This is a genomic window from Rhizobium aethiopicum (assembly GCF_014197535.1).
GTDB lineage: Bacteria > Pseudomonadota > Alphaproteobacteria > Rhizobiales > Rhizobiaceae > Rhizobium > Rhizobium aethiopicum_A.
Genome location: NZ_JACIFV010000007.1, coordinates 110,574 through 128,464, shown reverse-complemented (window position 1 = coordinate 128,464; position 17,891 = coordinate 110,574). Strand labels below are relative to the sequence as shown.

Below are 17,891 nucleotides of genomic sequence, written 5' to 3'. Positions count from 1 at the left end.
GCCAAGGAGAGGCGTCGCGGTGGCGATCTAGGAAGTAAAGCAGCGCATTCTGCCTCATCATGATCTCAAGAAAATCGGACACAAGGGTCCGGTGGAAATCGGATGAAAGAACAGGATCTGAAGGAGCTCGGCGAGGCCATCCTGAAGGAAACGCGAGCCGATATCACACCGAAGCAGCTGATCAGGGCCGTGATGAAATCGCATCCGCAGGCCACCAAGAAAGAGATCGTTCGGGCGGCCTTCTACGCTCTTATTGCACATGCCGGCAACGATCCTGAAAAGGCCGGCATCCTTCAGGACTTCGCGATCACCCAGCGTGCCGACGAAATCGAGTGACACTGCGGCGGCCGAAGATATCGGCGGCGGCCGAAGATATCGGCGTCCCAAAGCGTGAATGAAATCCTGGCCCGCCGTCAACCGGACAGCTAAAGCTCGTCGCTGCGACGCTTTACCGCGTGTTTTACAGCCAGCAAATGCCGGCGCCGTTCGATCATGTAGTCAGCATAACCGACGCAGATGTAAAGCAATGTCGGGCCGGCGTAGATGACGATGAGAGCCAGTGCAACAAGGATGAATGCGGTCGTCATGGTCTGTTTTCCGTCATGTTGATCATGTGAAGCGGTGGACCTCGTGCCTTGGGCTCATCAGGTTCCACCGCCAGGTCTGTCCCTCACTTCTCTCTTGCGTCGTGGGTGTGGTGGCGATCATGCTCGCCGCCGCCGCCGGAAACCTTGCTTCGCGTACGTCTATCCGGCTCGGCTGCCGGTTTCGGTATCTCGAGCGGCGCCTTGGCGTTTTCGTGGGATGCGCCTGGGCCGCCCTGGCGGATAGTCGACGGGCTCTTCTTCGAGGTAGACATCGATGCCTCCTACCTGTCCTGCTGGTAACCCTGATGGGTTGTGTTGACTTTGGTGTTTCCTTGTTGACCCTTCTTTTCAGGGTTTTCGCTGCCGCCTGCCATCGCGGAATCCTCTGCCTCGGTCCGCACCGGCTTGCCGGCTCCCTTATTGCTGACGTTGTCGGCGGGAATGGGGGGTAGTCTGCTGCTCATCACCTTGTCCTCATTTAGGATTCCGATTGGCGCTGTGATCCGAATATTGCTCGGTCTGAACAGTCTTGCCGTCGAGGCCGCGCTCTTTGGAATGCCGGGTCTTGTCGCGGTTCGAAAGAACCGTGTTCTCGGGAAGCTTTTCCTCGTCGAGATTGGTCATCGCGCCGCTTCCGTCGCCCTTCCCCTTCGCGCCCGCGCCAATATGTTTCCGGTCGGCATGTGCCATGATTTTCTCCTTCCATTTATGGAGTCAAACACGCCAGGCCCGTGGAGGTTCCGGGATGCGATACCGTCACATCGAGATCGTCAGGGAACGACAATGCCTGCTGGGCGTTCATGATGCCCAGCGGCGCCCGTCCTTCCTCGGTCTCTACGGCGACTTCGACCAGCGGTCTTTGGCTTTCATCTCGGCGACCACTTATCCCTGTCTATTCGAAATCCGCCTGCTCCCTGGTCGTTCCCTTGCCGCGTGAATCCGTGGCCTTTCCTCCCGCATCGCCGCCGTAATTCGATGCAGCAGAGGGTTCGACGCCAGCCCCTCCAACGAAACCGACAGCTTCGGCTTCCAGTTTGGGTAGCTGTCGCTCGTGCCAGGGATATTGGTGGGCCTTTTCTCGTCGGTCAGGTCCGCAAGCCGAACCGCGACGAGAAGCGACGGAGTACGGGCGATGAAGCGGTAGGCGCTGACGGTCAATTCTCTCAAGGTCTCCCGGCTTGCCCTTGCACTGAGACGAGCCGGCACGTCGATGTCGGCAGCGCGGAGCGCCGCCTTGAGATTTCGTCGCTCGCGCTGGCGGTGCTGGAGATGTTTTGCCGTGAGATCGGGCGGCACGATGCCGTGGTCGCGGCGATCCTGGATGTCGGCGCTGCGCCACCAGCCGGCAAGCGTCTGATGGTCGTGCGTCGAAATGCAGGTCAGGCCGAAAACGGGATAGGCATCCGGCGGCTTGAAGCCTTTCTCGTCCTGTTCATAGGAGAGAATGCGATACGAAAGAATCTGCGCCGCCGCCAGTTCGTCAGGCAAATCCGGTGGAATCATTCCCAACGCTTCACCGATGACGAGGCATCGATGCTCCGCGGACGTCTCGGCCAGGATCTGCAGAAGCCGATGCTGGGGGTAGCGGACATAGGCGCCGCCATCCGGCCTGCTGCCGAGCGGCACCAGAAAGAGGCGCCGGAGCGCCGGGGCGTGATCGATACGGATCGCACCGGCATAGCGCATGGCGGCGCTTAACATGCGCCGGTAAGGCGAGCCGTCTCCCGCAGCGATCGCGGAAGGCAGATATCCGGCAAGATGCCAGTCCTGCCCCTCTATGGCGAACGGATCGGGAGGGCTGCCGATGGTCGCTTTCGAAATATAGACATCCGGCTCGCTCCATGTCGCCGATCCGTCGACCGCCTCACCCACGGCGAGATCGAGATAAAGCCCGATCCGCAGGCCGGCGTCGCGCGCTCGGTCCGCTACCTGCAGCAACTGCCGGTGGGCGAGCCACTGCAACCACATATGGAAGCGGACCTCGTCCGCATGCCTGCGCTCGAATTCAGCGACGGCGGCACTGTCAGAGCGCCGGAAATCTGCCGGCCACCCCCGCCAGCCGGCGCCTGCCCCGCGTTCCGCCATGGAAAGCGAAAGACATTCAAAGAGCGCGTGGCGCCGCAAGCTGTCGCCGCCTCGCGTGACGAAGGCATCGAAATCAACAGGATCATAGGTTTCATAGGTTTCATCGGTTGCGCCCGCCTGCAGCCAGGCGCGCCAGAGGTCCCGCAGAGCTCCAAGCTTGGCCCTCGCAACTCCGGCATAATCGACGAGGTCGCTTCGGCGAAGCCCCTCCAGTTGCCGTTCGAGTTCGGCACTACTGACAAAACCTGGCAATCGGTCGACCGCGATATAGAGCGGGTTGAGATGCTGACGGCTTGAAGGTTCATAGGGGCTGCAGCGATCGGGATCGGCAAGAAATGGTGCGTGAAGCGGATTGAGGCCGATGAAATCAGCGCCAAGCTTCCCCGCCAGGTCGGCCACATCGGACAGATCCTCGCAATCTCCGATGCCCCAGTTTCGCGCCGAACGCAGTTCGTAAAGCTGCAGGCTAATCCCCCAGATGCGTGTCTTGAAGAGGAAGTCCGGCAGAAATGACTTAGGGATCGTCTTATCCGTCCACTCCGGCTGCTGCTCCCGTCGCGGTGCAGATGTCTCGCGACGTGCGGTTCCCGACAGCTCGACTTCCAAAGCCGAGAGTATCTTGCGTTTGGTGTCGGCGGAAATCGCCACCTCGCGATCGCCGGGACTGGGCCTGGTCGGGCTGATCCCGTATTGCCGGACGAGCCTGTCGAGTTCGGCGGATTTCATCGTCCGATCGCCTTCATGTCAGGCCCTCACCTTTCGAGATGCTCCAGATCACCGTCCAGGGCGCCAGTCGGCCTCCATCGCTGCGGCCGAGGCGGAAGATTATTTCGCTTTCGTCGCGCCGCTGGAGAAGCGGCGCCGCCTCGCCGCCGAGATTGGCATCCAGATGAAGGCGCCGGCCACCGGCCAGGGCCCAATCCACCGCGAGCGTTGCAACTGCCGAGCGATAGACCCCGTTTCCGCCGCCGGCGCCTTTCAGCAGGGGTACGATCCGTCGATGTCGGAGGTCGAGAAGCGTCCTGTAGAATTCAAGCATTTCCGATGAGGCGCGTTTCGACCAGTCGAGCTTGGCGGCCGCAAAGGTCGACGGCGCCGTCGGGTCGAGATGCTCGTCAACATCGAAGCCCGGCAGGCGCGAAAGCTCCTCACGCCTGCCCTTCCTGACCTTCTCGTTCATATCCCCGTCAAAATCGCAGAAAAACGGGAAAGGCTCTCGCGCACGCCATTCCTCGCCCATGAACAGCATCGGTATCTCAGGTGCCAGCAGGTAGATTGATGTGACGGCCTTGACGGCATCCGTCGGGCTCGAAGCCATGATCCGGTCCCCCAGCGCCCGGTTGCCGATCTGGTCATGGTTCTGGATAAAGGACACGAAGGCGGTGGGCGGCAAGTGGCCGCTCGGCCTGCCTCGGCTTTCGCCGCGATACGGCATGTGCTCGCCCTGAAATACGAAGCCTTCCGTCAGCGCCCGGCCGAGCTCGCCGGCATCACCGGTATAATCGGCATAGTAGCCGAAGGTTTCACCCGTGGCGGTGATATGCAGCACATGGTGGATATCGTCGTTCCATTGGGCCGTGAACAGCCTCGCCTCGCCGTCTGCGTCACGTTTCAGAAGGTCGCTGTCATTCTCCTCGTTTTCCACGATCAGATGAACACGCCGATCACCGGCCGCAGCCCTGACGCGGCGGGCCAGCGCGTGAAGAAGATGCTCAGAACTGTCATCCTTGATGGCGTGGACGGCGTCGAAGCGAAAACCGTCGAGCCTGAACTCGCTGATCCAATAGATGGCGTTCTCGATGATGAATTCGCGGATCATCTCAGAGCCGTCGCCGTCATAATTGATGCCGTGGCCCCAAGGCGTCCTGTGATGATCGGTAAAGAGCGGCGCGTAGGAGGGGATGTAGTTCCCGTCCGGCCCGAAGTGGTTGTAGACGGCGTCGAGGAAGACCGAAATGCCACGTTCGTGCGCCGCATCCACCAGCGCCATGAGATCTTCCGCCCGGCCGTAACTGCTATCGGGCGCATAGGGAAGCACGCCGTCATAGCCCCAGTTGTAGCGGCCCGGGAAGTCGCTGAGCGGCATGATCTGCAGCGCCGTGACGCCCAGCTCCCGCAGATGGTCGAGACGCTCGATCGCGGCCTTGAAAGTCCCCTGCGGTGTGAAGCAGCCGATATGCAGTTCGTAGATGACCATCTCCTCCCAGGGCCGGCCGGCCCATTCGCGCGTGCTCCAGCGATAGGCAGCAAGGTCGACCACTTCGCTCGGACCATGCACATCCTGCGGCTGGAAGCGCGAAGCAGGGTCGGGAATTTGAAGACCGTCCGGCAGTATGAAGCGATACTGCGTACCAGGGCCGGCATCCGCGACCGTGCACTGATGCCAGCCATCTTTAGCCGCTTGCATCGGGCGCGGATCAGAGCCTTCGATTTTCAACGAAACGCTTTCATGCAGGGGGGCCCACAGGCGAAACAGGACGCCATCTTCGGTGAACGCGGGGCCGAACATCGTTTTGGTCAAAGGAAAGCCTTCGGTGAGGTGAGATGGGTTTGAGTAACTTTTGTCAGGGCAAAAAGTTTCGCCTGGGGTGGAGCGCAGCAAGCGAGTGAGACCTGATCAGCGGGCGGCGCAAGTCTGAATTTAGCCGCGACGTCATCTCGTTGATCGTGAAGGATTCACGCGGACGAAAGACGAGCTTTTCGTCTTCCGTTTGCAACGCGCTTGTGATTCATGCGATGTAAAGGCCGCGATTTCAGCGCCAAACCAGTCCCAAATATGATATGCGCGTTATGTCGCGGATTAATCGAGTGTGGATGCAAAGATGACAGCAGCGCCTCACGCCTTCAGCTTTGTATCAATTTTGCTTGCAGTCGGGCTGTATACGCCTGCATTGCCAGAGAGCTTTTCTATAAAGTCGCTCGATTCCGTCGCCACTAACTGTCCAGGTTTTGGAAAAACTTCATTAGACGCATCGCTCGTCATGCAATGCGATGGCAACAAACGGACGTTGATGATTGCCAAGAGCTTAAATTTTGACGGCGCTTCGTATATTAGAAATCCAGACATCCACGCAAAGGAAATATTGTCAGACGTTCGTAAAACTATAAATGAAGAATTGGACATCAAAAATCGACACTTAATATTTTGCAATCAGTCGGTAGATACTCTCGGAAGATGCAAAACAGTCTATATCCTGGGCGGGGCCAGGAATTTTGAGGAGGCGGCTTTGGCCATCAATCCAAAGGACAGTAAAATTGACAGCTTTTCGTATTTTCTGATCCTCTCCTGGGAGGGAGGCAATTAAGAAATGGTACTGACCCTGCTCCAACCAGTCCAGCTCTCCCAAAGCCGCCGCGCCTCGATCATCACGCCGCCGCGACCTTGTCCCTCAGCGCCTCGTCCATGGCCGCCTGGAGCTGCTCTTGCGTGAACGGCTTCGCCATCCTGAGCATCCGGCCGAGCCCTTGATCTTCGGCGAGCTCGACATAGCCGGAGGCGAGGATAACGGGCAGGTTGGGGAAGGCTGAACGAAGGTGGCGCGCGAGCTCGGCGCCCGTCATGCCCGGCATGGCATGATCGGTGATGACGAGATCACACTCCTGTCCGCCGGCGAGGAATTCCAGGGCCTGGGTAGCGGAAGCTGCCTCCCGCGGCAGGTGTCCCAGATCCTCCAGCATTGCCACGGTTCCGGTCCTGACGAGCGCATCGTCGTCGACGACGAGGATGGCGAGCGATCGCGAGACCGCCTTCGAAGGTTCAGCGGCGGCAGGCACGACCGCCGGCTGCGCCTTGGCAATGCTCTGCGCGACGGGCAGCCAGAGCGAGACGGTTGTGCCCTTGCCTCTTGTACTCGAAATCTGGATGGAACCGCCCGATTGCGCCGCCAGGCCGTGCACCATCGACAGGCCCAGACCGGTGCCTTTGCCTATCCCCTTCGTGGTGAAGAATGGCTCGGCGGCGCGCAGGACTGTCGCCTCGTCCATCCCTTCGCCATCGTCCGACACCGATATCTTGATGTAATTCCCACCTGCAAGACCGGCCGGCCGGGTCTCCTCCGCCGCCGCGGCGACCGTCACCGCACCGCCGCTTTCGAGCGCATCCCGCGCATTGACGAACAAGTTGAGCAGCGCCAATTCCAGCTGATTGCTGTCCACCAGCAGCGGCTCCAGATCCGCAGGGATGCGCTTTCGGATCTCGACCCGCGGTCCGACCGCCTTGGCGAGCAGATCCTCGATGTTTTCGAACAGGCGGAGAAAATCGACCGCCTGCGGCTTCAGCTCCTGTCGGCGAGCGAAGGCAAGCAGGCGCTGGGTGAGCGCCGTCCCGCGCTCGGCGGCCTGGATGGCATTCGTCACCAGGCGTTCGCTGCGTTCATCGGCGGGAAGTCGCTTCTTGAGCAGACTGAGGCTGCCGAGCACCGCCATCAGAAGATTGTTGAAATCATGCGCCACGCCACCCGTCAGGTGGCCGATCGTATCGAGCTTCTGCGCTTCGAACAGCTGCGCCAGCGCCTCCTCGCGCTCGCGCGTCCTTTGATCGATGCGGTGCTCCAGCTCCTCATTCAGCTGACGCAGCTGCGCGGCCGAGGTTTCGAGTTCGGCGGTTCGCTGGTGCACCCTCGCCTCCAGCTCGGCATTTAGACGTTCGAGTTCCCGCGTCTTTCTGTAGAGATCGGCAAAGACCCTGACTTTGGCCCTCAGCACCTCGGGCACGATCGGGACGGAGACGTAATCGACTGCGCCGACCGCGTAGCCGCGTAACCGGTCGGGTTCGGCCAGCATCACGGCGGAGACGAAGATGATCGGCGTGTTCTGATAGCGCGGGTGCTGGCGGATCATGCCGACGAGCTCGAATCCGTCCTGCTCGGGCATGCAGACGTCGACGAGGATCACGGCGATCTCGCTTCGCAGGAGATGCTCGAAAGCTTCGCGCGCAGACTGCGCCTTGATCAGATTTTCCTCGAGCTCTTCGAGAATGACCTCATAGCTCAGGAGCTTGGCGGGCTGGTCGTCGACGAGGAGGATGTTGACGGGGTTCATGTCCGGGTCCTCAGCGGTGCAGCCACATACGAAGCGCCGATAGAAGCTGCTCGGTGTTGACGGGCTTTGCCAGGTAGTCCGACGCGCCGGCTTCCAGGCATTTTTCCCGGTCGCCCTTCATCGCCTTGGCGGTCAGCGCCAGGATCGGCAGCCGCCGGAAGCGGGGCTCGGAGCGGATGACCTGCATCGTCTCGTAGCCGTCCATTCCGGGCATCATGATGTCCATCAGCACGATCGCCACCGAGGGCTCGTTGTTGATGACCTCGATCGCCTCGCTGCCCGTCGTCGCCGTCAACACCCTCATCCCCCGGCGTTCGAGAACGCTGCTCAGCGCGAAGATGTTGCGGGCGTCGTCGTCGACGAGCAGCACGGTCTCGCCGACCAGATCCTCGTCGGAGCTGTGCAGCTCCTGCAGCGTCGCTTGCTTCGCGGCCGGCAGGTCGGCAACGACCCGATGCAGGAACAGCGCCGTCTCGTCGAGCAGGCGTTCGGGCGACTCCACGCCCTTCACCACGACGCTGCGAGCCATGCTGTGCAGCGTAGCGTCCTCCTCGGGCGAAAGCTCCCGGCCAGTGAACACGACCACCGGCACCTCGGCGATGCCGTCGTCATCACGTATTTGCTCCAGCACTTCGAAACCCGACATATCGGGAAGCGTGAGGTCGAGCACGACGCAATCTGCCGAGCCCTGCCGGAGAACAGCGAGCGCATCCGATCCGGAGCCGACGCTGGTGATGTCGATGTCGTCGTGCCCGAGCAGGGCGGTGACGCTCAGGCGCTCGGCTTCATTGTCTTCCACCAGCAGCAGCTGTTTGCGGCGCGGCTCGGCATAGGCCTTCAGCCGCGACAGCGCCTTGCCGAGGCCTTCCGGCGTCGTCGGCTTGCTCATGAAGGCGAAGGCGCCGCGGGTCAGCCCGTGCTGGCGGTCCTCGTCGAGGCTGATGATCTGCACCGGAATGTGTCGCGTCTGCGAATTCTGCTTGAGCTGGCTCAGCACCGTCCAGCCGAGCATGTCGGGCAGGAAGATATCGAGCGAAATCGCCGACGGCCTATATTCCTGCGCCAGCGTCAGGGCATCGCTGCCGCGCATCGCCACCAGCACCTTGAAACCGTTGTCGCGGGCGAGATCGACCAGGACGCGGGCATAATGCGCATCGTCTTCGACGACGAGCAGCACGGAGTCGCCGGGCTCGATTCGGTGACGGTCGTCCTGGACATGTTCGACCGGTTTCTCAGCCCGGCGGGCAGCCGCCTCGGCGAACTCGACGACGTTCGCCGCTGCCGGAGCCGACTTCGGCGCCACCGCGCCGGCGCCGACATAGGTGAGTGGCAGATAAAGCACGAAGGTGCTGCCGACACCCGGCGTGCTACGCAGCTGGATCTCGCCGCCGAGCAGATTCGCCAGTTCGCGGCTGATCGCCAGCCCGAGGCCGGTGCCACCATATTTGCGGCTGGTCGAAGCATCCGCCTGCTGGAACGCCTCGAAGATGATGCGCTGCTTTTCGGGCGGTATGCCGATGCCGGTATCGACGACTTCGAAGGCGATGACCGAAGGCGCATGCCGGAGGGAAGGATGGTCAGGCGACCAGCCGCTCGTCACCGATGCAACGCGAAGCGTGACGCCGCCATGCGCGGTGAACTTGAAGGCGTTCGAGAGCAGGTTCTTGAGGATCTGCTGCAGCCGCTTCGAGTCCGTGATGATGCTCTTCGTCACATCGTCGCCGACTTCGATCGCGAAGGAGAGGTTGCGGTTTTCCGCTTCGTGCCGGAACGGCCGCGCCATCACCTCCAGCAGATTGCTGACGAAGATCTCCTCGGCATCGACCGAGACCGTGCCGGACTCGATCTTCGAGAGATCGAGAATATCGCTGATGAGGTTGAGGAGATCGGTTCCCGCGCCGTGAATCGTCTTTGCGAACTCGACCTGCTTGACCGACAGGTTGCCGTCCGGGTTTTCGCCGAGCTGCTGACCAAGGATGAGGATCGAATTCAATGGCGTCCGCAACTCGTGCGACATGTTGGCGAGGAATTCGGATTTGTATTTTGATGTCAGCGCAAGCTCGGTCGCCTTTTCCTCCAGCGCCCGGCGGGCCTGCTCGATTTCCTGATTCTTCGCCTCGACTTCGACGTTGCGTTCCTCCAGCTGCTGCGCCTTCTGGCCGAGCTGTTCGTTGGTCTGCTGCAGCTCGCGCTGCTGCGTCTGCAGCTCGGCAGCCAGCTGCTGAGACTGCTTCAGCAGTCCTTCGGTCTGCATCGTCGCTTCGATCGAGTTGAGGACGATGCCGATCGAGGTCGTCAGCTGGTCGAGGAAGGAGAGCTGCAGCTCGGTGAATTCGCCGGCGGAGGCAAGCTCGATCACCGCCTTCACCTGCCCTTCGAAATGGACCGGCAGGACAATCGCGCTTCGCGGCAGCGTCGTGAACACGCCGGAGCTGATCGGAACGACATTGTCGGGAAGATCGGTGACGAGGATACGGCGGGCGTCGCTCGCGCATTGGCCGACGAGACCCTGACCGAAATCGAGCCGCAGCGGATGCGCCGCTTCCACGCCTTGCGCATAGACCGAAAGCAGCGACAGGAACGGCTGCTCTTCGTCGGCATCCACCTGGTAGATGACGCCCTGATGGGCGCCGACCAGCGGTGCCAGCTCCGAGAGCAGCATCTTGCCGACCAGCGTCAGATCGCGCTGGCCCTGCAGCATATTGGTGAAGCGCGCCAGGTTCGTCTTCAGCCAGTCCTGCTCGGTGTTGCGCTCCGTCGTCAGGCGCAGGTTGTCGATCATCGTGTTGATGTTGTCCTTGAGCTCGGCCACTTCGCCGCGCGCATCGACCTTGATCGAGCGCGTCAGGTCGCCCTTGGTGACGGCGGTCGCGACCTCGGCGATGGCGCGCACCTGCGTCGTCAGGTTCGCGGCAAGCAGGTTGACGTTGCCGGTCAGATCCTTCCACGTTCCCGCGGTACCGGGAACATTCGCCTGGCCGCCGAGGCGGCCCTCGACGCCGACTTCGCGCGCCACCGTCGTCACCTGGTCGGCGAAGGTCGCGAGCGTATTGGTCATGTTGTTGATGGTTTCGGCAAGGGCTGCCACCTCGCCCTTGGAGGCGACGGTGAGGTTCTGCTTGAGGTCGCCATTCGCCACCGCCGTCACCACCTTGACGATGCCCCGCACCTGTTCGGTCAAGTTGGCGGCCATGACGTTGACGGTGTCGGTCAGATCCTTCCAGGTGCCGGCGACACCCGGCACCTGCGCCTGTCCGCCGAGCTTGCCTTCGGTGCCGACTTCGCGCGCCACACGCGTCACCTCGCCGGCAAAAGCGTTGAGCTGATCGACCATGGTGTTGATGGTGTTCTTCAGTTCAAGGATTTCGCCTTTCACGTCGACGGTGATCTTGCGTGACAGGTCGCCGCGCGCCACTGCGGTCGTGACTTCGGCGATGTTGCGGACCTGGGTCGTGAGGTTCGCGGCAAGCAGGTTGACGTTGTCGGTCAGGTCCTTCCAGGTGCCGGCGACACCGGGAACGACGGCTTGGCCGCCGAGCCTGCCGTCGGTACCGACCTCGCGCGCCACGCGCGTCACTTCGCCGGCGAAGGAGCGAAGCTGGTCGACCATGGTATTCAGCGTGTCCTTCAAGAGCAGGATCTCGCCACGCACGTCGACGGTGATCTTGCGCGACAGGTCGCCATTGGCGATCGCGGTCGCTACTTCGGCGATATTGCGCACCTGCGCCGTCAGGTTGCCGGCCATCGAGTTGACGCTGTCGGTCAGGTCCTTCCAGGTGCCGGCAACGCCCGAGACCTGCGCCTGGCCGCCGAGCTTGCCTTCAGTGCCGACTTCGCGAGCGACGCGCGTGACTTCGCCGGCAAAGGCGTTGAGCTGGTCCACCATCGTGTTGATGGTGTTCTTCAGTTCGAGGATTTCGCCCTTCACGTCGACGGTGATCTTGCGCGAGAGGTCGCCCCGCGCCACCGCGGTGGTGACTTCGGCGATGTTGCGCACCTGGCCTGTCAGGTTCGAGGCCATGGAGTTGACGTTTTCGGTCAGGTCCTTCCAGGTGCCCGCGACACCCGGCACCTGCGCCTGACCGCCGAGCTTGCCCTCGGTGCCGACTTCGCGGGCGACGCGCGTCACTTCCGAGGCGAAGCGGTTCAGCTGGTCCACCATGGTGTTCAGCGTTTCCTTCAGCTCGAGGATTTCGCCCGAGACCGACACCGTGATCTTCTTCGACAAGTCGCCATTGGCGATCGCGGTGGAGACTTCGGCGATGTTGCGCACCTGCGCCGTCAGATTGCCGGCCATGGAGTTGACGCTGTCGGTCAAGTCCTTCCAGGTGCCGGCGACGCCGAGCACGTTCGCCTGGCCGCCGAGCCGGCCTTCCGTGCCGACCTCGCGCGCTACGCGCGTCACCTCGCCGGCAAAACCGTTCAACTGATCGACCATCGTATTGATGGTCTCCTTCAGCTCCAGGATTTCGCCCGACACCGGCACGGTGATCTTCTTGGACAAGTCGCCTTGAGCGACCGCAGTCGCGACTTCGGCGATGTTGCGCACCTGCCCGGTGAGGTTGGAGGCCATGGAATTGACGCTGTCGGTCAGATCCTTCCAGGTGCCGGCAACACCGCGCACATTGGCCTGGCCGCCGAGTCGGCCTTCCGTGCCGACCTCGCGCGCCACACGCGTCACCTCAGATGCGAAGGCGTTCAGCTGATCGACCATCGTGTTGATGGTTTCCTTGAGTTCGAGGATTTCGCCCTTCACGTCGACGGTGATCTTCTTCGACAGGTCGCCATTGGCGATGGCTGTGGAGACTTCGGCGATATTGCGCACCTGCGCCGTCAGGTTGCCGCCCATCGAGTTGACGTTCTCGGTCAGGTCCTTCCAGGTGCCGGCGACGCCGCGCACATTGGCCTGGCCGCCGAGCCGGCCTTCCGTGCCCACTTCGCGGGCAACGCGCGTCACTTCCGAGGCAAAGGCGTTCAGCTGGTCGACCATCGTATTGATGGTTTCCTTCAGCTCGAGGATTTCGCCCGAAACCGTCACCGTGATCTTCTTCGACAGGTCGCCATTGGCGATGGCTGTGGAGACTTCGGCGATGTTGCGCACCTGCGCCGTCAGGTTCGAGGCCATCGAATTGACGTTGTCGGTCAGATCCTTCCAGGTGCCGGCCACACCCGGTACCTGCGCCTGGCCGCCGAGGCGGCCTTCTGTGCCGACTTCACGTGCCACGCGCGTCACCTCGCCGGCAAAGCCGTTGAGCTGATCCACCATCGTGTTGATGGTTTCCTTAAGTTCGAGGATTTCGCCCGAAACGTCGACGGTGATCTTGCGCGAGAGGTCGCCGCGCGCCACTGCGGTTGTCACCTGAGCGATGTTGCGGACCTGGGCGGTCAGGTTGCCGCACATGGCATTGACGGAGTCGGTCAGGTCCTTCCAGGTGCCGGCGACGCCAGGCACCAGCGCCTGGCCGCCGAGCTTTCCTTCGGTGCCGACTTCGCGGGCGACGCGCGTTACTTCGGAGGCGAAAGAGCGCAGCTGATCAACCATGGTGTTGATCGCCTCCTTCAGCTGCAGGATTTCGCCGCGCACGTCGACGGTGATCTTCTTGGAGAGGTCGCCGTTGGCAACGGCGATCGTCACTTCCGCGATATTGCGCACCTGCGCCGTCAGGTTCGACGCCATCGAGTTGACGCTTTCCGTCAAGTCCTTCCAGACGCCCGTCACTTCAGGCACCTGCGCCTGCCCGCCAAGCTTGCCATCGGTACCGACTTCGCGGGCGACGCGCGTCACCTCCGAGGTGAAGACGCTGAGCTGCTTGATCATCGTGTTGACGATATCGGCCGAGCGCAGGAATTCGCCTTTGAGCGCCCGTCCGTCGACGTCAAGCGGTACGGTCTGCAGCAGATCGCCTTTGGCGATCGCGGTAATCGTGCGGGTGACCGCCGTCGTCGGCCAGAGGAGATCGTCGATCAGGCCGTTGATCGATCCCTCCATTTCCGACCATGAACCATCGGACAGGCCGAAGCGCACGCGCGTGCTCGTTCGCCCGTCGCGGCCGACAACCTGGCCGACATGTTCGAGCTGCTGGGCCATGCGCTGGTTGGCGGCGATTATGTCGTTCAGCGCATCGGCGACCTTGCCGGTAACGCCGGTCAGGTCAGAGCGCATGCGCACGGAAAAATCTCCGCGTCTGACCGCGACCAGCACCTCTAAAAGGGCGCTGGCATCGTTGAACGCCATGCTTTTGTGGTCGTGCCCGTTGAGGCTCTCGGCCGCAGCGTCGTCGCGCGAAAATTCACCGGTTTGCGTGCTCACGAAATCCCCCCTGTTCGACAGAGGGTAATTAGTGCTCGACTGGAAAAAGGGTATGGCTGTGCCGCAGGGTTGCAGAGACAGGCCTAACCCAATGTCAACGGCCAAACTTTGCTTGCGTGGGAACAGTTTCCCGCCGGCCGTCGTTTCCGTCCTGACAAGGAGAGCGACATGTCGAACGTCTCAAGGACAGGCAAGGAAGAGGTCAACAATGCGACCAGCCCGACCACCTTCGGAAGATCGGTCGAGAGCCAGGCGCAGATGCAGGATGCCGCGGCGGAGGCATCCTCCGAAAGCGGTGGCGAGTTGCTGAACATCTATCGGCTGGAACCGATCGCCAGGCCAGACGATCCCAGATGGGACAATGCCCACAATCACGGCGCCGTTGTCGTCGCCGCCCGGACGCCGGGCGATGCCAGGATCGTGGCCGCGGCACGCGAGCTCGATTTCATGGAAGTTGATGCGGCGCCCGCCGAAGATGTCACCACGGCCAATGCCAGCGCCTTTCGTGACGACAAACTCTACACCGTGATCGAGATCGATCGGGACAGACGTGATATAAAGCGCGGTATCCTCGACGGCACGGTCTCGGTCGACACGATCCGGCCGGTCGAACAGGACTAGAAATGCTTTCTTCACCTGGGAGTTCTCATGAATACCGCCAATCTGCAGCTCAAAGGCCTGATCATGGCAATGGCCTCGATATGCGACGCGATCGTCGAGAAGGAATTGCTCACGCGCGGGGAAATCGATACCGCACTCGCGAAGGCTCAAAAAGCGATCCAGGAGGATGACGACCATGAGCTGTCAGGCGCCAACCTCGCGGCGATCCTATTTCCGATCCGCGTGCTGCAGCTTGCCGGCCAATCCGGCACCAAAGGCGAAGGCGCAACATTTTCGGATTACGCCAAGCTCGTCGGAAAGTTGAGCTGAGGATATTTTTACTCTGGACGCTGTCGATTTTGCGATAAGCTGAGCCTTTTTGTCTTGTTTTTAAGCCCCTCCTGTGGCTATACCCCGGCCCGCATATCCACGTACCGGGACATTCTTCGTGACCAGCTTCAAATCACTTCTGGCCGCCTGCGGCCTTTCCGCTCTGATCGGCCTTGCCGCAACGCCGTCATTCGCCGGCTCGACCACCTACCCGCTGACGCTCGAAAACTGCGGCACTGAAGTGACCTTCAAGAAGGCGCCCGAGCGGGCGATCGGGCTTGGCCAGAACAGCGCGGAAATTCTGCTGCTGCTCGGTCTTCAGGACAAGATGGTCGGCACCGCCTTCTGGCCGAGCAAGGTTCTGCCGCAGCTCGCCGAGGCCAATGCCAAGGTCAAGCTTCTGACCGTCGAAATGCCGACCTTCGAGTCGATGCTCGCGGAAAATCCCGACTTTGTGGCTGTCGCCCTGCCGAGCCTTGTCGGGCCGAACAGCAAGATCGCCAAGCGCGAGGATTTCGACAAGGTCGGCGTTTCAACCTATCTGTCGCCCAGCACCTGCCTCAGCACCAAGGACGTCAAGGACCAATACGGCAGCCGCGGCGAGTTGTGGAACATGGATCTCCTCTACAGGGAGATCGACGAACTCTCCAAGATTTTCGATGTCGCCGATCGCGGCCAGGCGCTGATCGCCGATTTCAAGGCGCGCGAAGCCAAGCTTCGCGGGAGCGTTGCTAAGGACGGCCAGAACCTGTCGTACGTCTTCTGGTTCTCCAGCCCCAGCCCGTCGGCCGACGCCTATGTCGGCGGCAAGAACAGCGCCTCCGGCTTCATCGCCAATCTGCTCGGCGGCCACAATGCGATCACCGCCGACGCGGAATGGCCGACTGTCGGCTGGGAAGGCATCATCGCCTCCAATCCAGACGTCTTCGTCGTTGCGAGCCTCGACCGCAACCGCTGGGAACTCGACAAGCCAGAAGCCAAGATCAACTTCCTGAACAGCGATCCGGCTGTCAGCCAGATCCCGGCCGTCAAGAACAAAGCGCTCGTCGTGATGGACGGCCAGGCAATGAACCCGACCATCCGCACGATCTACGGCGCCGAGCAGGTGGCCGAGCAGCTGAAGGCCCTCGGTCTGCTGAAGTGACGGAAGCGGGCCGCCTCTTTCGGCAGCTGGGAGTGGTCACCGCACTGCTCTCGGCCTCCCTCTGCCTCATCGCGGTCGCCATCGGCGTCAGCGTCGGGATCGGCGATCTGCCGATCCCGCTCGCGACCACCTTTTCGGCCGTCACCAACCGGCTAGGCTGGACCGCGGTCGAGCTGAACCGCATCCATGAGACGGTGATCTGGGACTATCGCTTGAGCCGCGCGCTCGTCGCCGCCTTCTGCGGCGCGGGCCTGGCGCTGTCAGGCGCCATCATGCAGTCGCTGCTGCGCAACCCGCTGGCCGAACCTTATGTGCTCGGCATTTCCGCAGGCGCCTCGACCGGTGCCGTCGCGATCGTCATCCTAGGGGTCGGCGCCGGCGCGGTGTCGCTGTCGGCAGGCGCCTTCGCCGGCGCATTCGCAGCCTTTTTCTTCGTGGCGCTGCTGTCGAACGGCACGCGCGGCGGCGCGGACCGCACCATTCTGGCCGGCGTGGCCGCATCACAGCTCTTCAACGCCTCGACCTCCTATATCGTCACCACCTCAGCCAATGCGCAGCAGGCCCGCGATGTCATGTTCTGGCTGCTCGGCAGCTTCAGCGGCGTGCGCTGGCCGGAATTCGCGCTGGTCTCGATCGTCGTCGGCTTCGGCCTCGCCGCCTGTCTGCTCTATGCCCGCGTGCTCGATGCCTTTGCTTTCGGCGACGAGGCGGCATCCTCGCTCGGCGTCAATGTCAGCCGTGCGCGCATGGTGCTCTTCGCATTGACCGCGATGATGACGGCTACCATCGTCAGCATGGTGGGCTCGATCGGTTTCGTCGGTCTCGTCGTGCCGCATGTCGCCCGTTTCGTCGTCGGGCCGCTGCATATCCGTCTCCTGCCGGCCTGCGCCATCGCGGGAGCGATCTTCATGGTGCTCGCCGACATTGCCGCGCGCGCGCTTATTCCCAACCAGATTCTGCCGATCGGCGTCGTCACGGCGCTGGTCGGCGTTCCCTTCTTCTCGATCATCCTCTACCGGTTCCAGCGCGCGTCATGAGCATCAAGGCCGACAACCTCACCTGGAAAATTGGCAGGAAGACCATTCTGGACGGCATCTCCATGGAGGCGCAGCCCGGCCGGATGCTCGGCCTGCTCGGGCCGAACGGCTCCGGCAAGACCTCGCTGCTCAGGCTTCTCGCCGGCCTCAAGCGCCCGCATTCCGGCCGCGTCACGCTCGACCGCAGCGATATCGGCAAGATCAGCCGCCGCTCGATCGCCCGGCGCATCGCCTTCGTCGAGCAGCACGCGACGACCAACGCCAATCTCAAGGTCGTCGACGTCGTCAAGCTCGGCCGCTTCCCGCACCGCTCGATGTTCTCCGGCTGGACGAGAGCCGACGAAGAGGCGGTCGAGGCCGCACTGGCGCGCGCCGGCATGGCGGAAAAGCGCGACGAGCGCTGGCAGAGCCTCTCGGGCGGCGAAAAACAGCGCACCCACATCGCCAGGGCGCTCGCCCAGTCGCCGCAGGAGCTGATCCTCGACGAACCGACAAATCATCTCGACATTCAGCACCAGATCAGCCTGATGCGGCTCGTCTCCGGCCTGCCGATCACCAGCATCGTCGCCCTGCACGATCTCAACCATGCCGCCATGTTCTGCGATGAGTTGATCATCATGCAGCAGGGCAGGATCGTCGCCTCGGGCGCGCCTGAGGATGTGTTAAGCGAGAAGCTATTGCGCGAGGTCTTTTCGGTCGAGGCCCGGATCGAAGCCTCACCCCATCATTCGCGCCCGCACATCCATTATCTCAGGTGA

At 62.2% G+C, this 17,891-nt stretch carries 15 protein-coding genes; 7 read left to right on the top strand and 8 right to left on the bottom strand.

Features of this window, described 5'->3' with window-relative positions:
- Nucleotides 1–102: 102 nt before the first annotated feature.
- Entirely contained in the window at nucleotides 103–336 is a 234-nt protein-coding gene (locus GGD53_RS12585; protein WP_184456373.1) for a hypothetical protein, read from the top strand.
- 89 nt (nucleotides 337–425) lie between these two features.
- Here the strand turns inward: GGD53_RS12585 and GGD53_RS12580 are convergent, their stop codons facing one another.
- The 6 genes from GGD53_RS12580 to treZ all read right to left on the bottom strand — a co-directional run bounded on the left by GGD53_RS12580 (nucleotide 426) and on the right by treZ (nucleotide 5,193).
- Nucleotides 426–587, bottom strand: coding sequence for a hypothetical protein (locus tag GGD53_RS12580; RefSeq protein WP_164517833.1), 162 nt, complete (start codon nucleotides 585–587; stop codon nucleotides 426–428).
- 83 nt (nucleotides 588–670) lie between these two features.
- Complete coding sequence (locus tag GGD53_RS12575) at nucleotides 671–859, bottom strand: hypothetical protein (protein ID WP_064812628.1); 189 nt, start codon at nucleotides 857–859, stop codon at nucleotides 671–673.
- 9 nt (nucleotides 860–868) lie between these two features.
- Nucleotides 869–1,051, bottom strand: a complete 183-nt coding sequence (locus tag GGD53_RS12570) for a hypothetical protein (RefSeq protein ID WP_184456371.1) — start codon at nucleotides 1,049–1,051, stop codon at nucleotides 869–871.
- Nucleotides 1,052–1,061: 10 nt separating this feature from the next.
- Nucleotides 1,062–1,277 (bottom strand): hypothetical protein, encoded by a 216-nt coding sequence (locus tag GGD53_RS12565; RefSeq protein ID WP_184456369.1) that lies wholly within the window; start codon nucleotides 1,275–1,277, stop codon nucleotides 1,062–1,064.
- A 192-nt stretch (nucleotides 1,278–1,469) separates the two neighbouring features.
- Nucleotides 1,470–3,398 (bottom strand): 4-alpha-glucanotransferase, encoded by a 1,929-nt coding sequence (gene malQ, locus GGD53_RS12560; RefSeq protein WP_184456367.1) that lies wholly within the window; start codon nucleotides 3,396–3,398, stop codon nucleotides 1,470–1,472.
- Nucleotides 3,399–3,411: 13 nt separating this feature from the next.
- Entirely contained in the window at nucleotides 3,412–5,193 is a 1,782-nt protein-coding gene (gene treZ / locus GGD53_RS12555) for a malto-oligosyltrehalose trehalohydrolase (RefSeq protein ID WP_184456365.1), read from the bottom strand.
- A 301-nt stretch (nucleotides 5,194–5,494) separates the two neighbouring features.
- Between treZ and GGD53_RS12550 the strand changes: the two genes are divergently transcribed.
- Nucleotides 5,495–5,977: a hypothetical protein gene (locus GGD53_RS12550; RefSeq protein ID WP_184456363.1), complete on the top strand. Its 483-nt coding sequence runs from the start codon at nucleotides 5,495–5,497 to the stop codon at nucleotides 5,975–5,977.
- 61 nt (nucleotides 5,978–6,038) lie between these two features.
- Here the strand turns inward: GGD53_RS12550 and GGD53_RS12545 are convergent, their stop codons facing one another.
- Together GGD53_RS12545 and GGD53_RS12540 are read right to left on the bottom strand one after the other, a co-directional pair.
- Nucleotides 6,039–7,712, bottom strand: coding sequence for a response regulator (locus GGD53_RS12545; protein WP_184456361.1), 1,674 nt, complete (start codon nucleotides 7,710–7,712; stop codon nucleotides 6,039–6,041).
- A gap of 10 nt (nucleotides 7,713–7,722) precedes the next feature.
- Entirely contained in the window at nucleotides 7,723–14,022 is a 6,300-nt protein-coding gene (locus GGD53_RS12540; protein WP_184456359.1) for a HAMP domain-containing protein, read from the bottom strand.
- Between the two features lie 168 nt (nucleotides 14,023–14,190).
- Between GGD53_RS12540 and GGD53_RS12535 the strand changes: the two genes are divergently transcribed.
- The 5 genes from GGD53_RS12535 to GGD53_RS12515 all read left to right on the top strand — a co-directional run bounded on the left by GGD53_RS12535 (nucleotide 14,191) and on the right by GGD53_RS12515 (nucleotide 17,891).
- Nucleotides 14,191–14,643: a hypothetical protein gene (locus GGD53_RS12535; protein WP_184456357.1), complete on the top strand. Its 453-nt coding sequence runs from the start codon at nucleotides 14,191–14,193 to the stop codon at nucleotides 14,641–14,643.
- 27 nt (nucleotides 14,644–14,670) lie between these two features.
- Nucleotides 14,671–14,952, top strand: coding sequence for a hypothetical protein (locus tag GGD53_RS12530; RefSeq protein WP_184456355.1), 282 nt, complete (start codon nucleotides 14,671–14,673; stop codon nucleotides 14,950–14,952).
- Between the two features lie 118 nt (nucleotides 14,953–15,070).
- On the top strand, nucleotides 15,071–16,096 hold the full coding sequence (locus GGD53_RS12525; RefSeq protein WP_184456353.1) for an ABC transporter substrate-binding protein: 1,026 nt from the start codon (nucleotides 15,071–15,073) through the stop codon (nucleotides 16,094–16,096).
- The gene (locus tag GGD53_RS12520) at nucleotides 16,093–17,133 is read left to right on the top strand and encodes an iron chelate uptake ABC transporter family permease subunit (RefSeq protein ID WP_184456351.1); all 1,041 of its coding nucleotides are present in this window, start codon (nucleotides 16,093–16,095) and stop codon (nucleotides 17,131–17,133) included. Before GGD53_RS12525 ends, GGD53_RS12520 begins: the two co-directional genes overlap by 4 nt.
- Nucleotides 17,130–17,891 (top strand): ABC transporter ATP-binding protein, encoded by a 762-nt coding sequence (locus GGD53_RS12515; RefSeq protein WP_184456349.1) that lies wholly within the window; start codon nucleotides 17,130–17,132, stop codon nucleotides 17,889–17,891. The genes GGD53_RS12520 and GGD53_RS12515 overlap by 4 nt, the downstream gene beginning before the upstream one ends.

Bases quoted from the DNA above. Each gene is read 5' to 3' on its own strand.
- GGD53_RS12585 (WP_184456373.1), top strand. From the start codon at position 103: ATGAAAGAACAGGATCTGAAGGAGCTCGGCGAGGCCATCCTGAAGGAA.
- GGD53_RS12580 (WP_164517833.1), bottom strand. From the start codon at position 587: ATGACGACCGCATTCATCCTTGTTGCACTGGCTCTCATCGTCATCTAC.
- GGD53_RS12575 (WP_064812628.1), bottom strand. From the start codon at position 859: ATGTCTACCTCGAAGAAGAGCCCGTCGACTATCCGCCAGGGCGGCCCA.
- GGD53_RS12570 (WP_184456371.1), bottom strand. From the start codon at position 1,051: ATGAGCAGCAGACTACCCCCCATTCCCGCCGACAACGTCAGCAATAAG.
- GGD53_RS12565 (WP_184456369.1), bottom strand. From the start codon at position 1,277: ATGGCACATGCCGACCGGAAACATATTGGCGCGGGCGCGAAGGGGAAG.
- malQ (WP_184456367.1), bottom strand. From the start codon at position 3,398: ATGAAATCCGCCGAACTCGACAGGCTCGTCCGGCAATACGGGATCAGC.
- GGD53_RS12550 (WP_184456363.1), top strand. From the start codon at position 5,495: ATGACAGCAGCGCCTCACGCCTTCAGCTTTGTATCAATTTTGCTTGCA.
- GGD53_RS12545 (WP_184456361.1), bottom strand. From the start codon at position 7,712: ATGAACCCCGTCAACATCCTCCTCGTCGACGACCAGCCCGCCAAGCTC.
- GGD53_RS12535 (WP_184456357.1), top strand. From the start codon at position 14,191: ATGTCGAACGTCTCAAGGACAGGCAAGGAAGAGGTCAACAATGCGACC.
- GGD53_RS12530 (WP_184456355.1), top strand. From the start codon at position 14,671: ATGAATACCGCCAATCTGCAGCTCAAAGGCCTGATCATGGCAATGGCC.
- GGD53_RS12515 (WP_184456349.1), top strand. From the start codon at position 17,130: ATGAGCATCAAGGCCGACAACCTCACCTGGAAAATTGGCAGGAAGACC.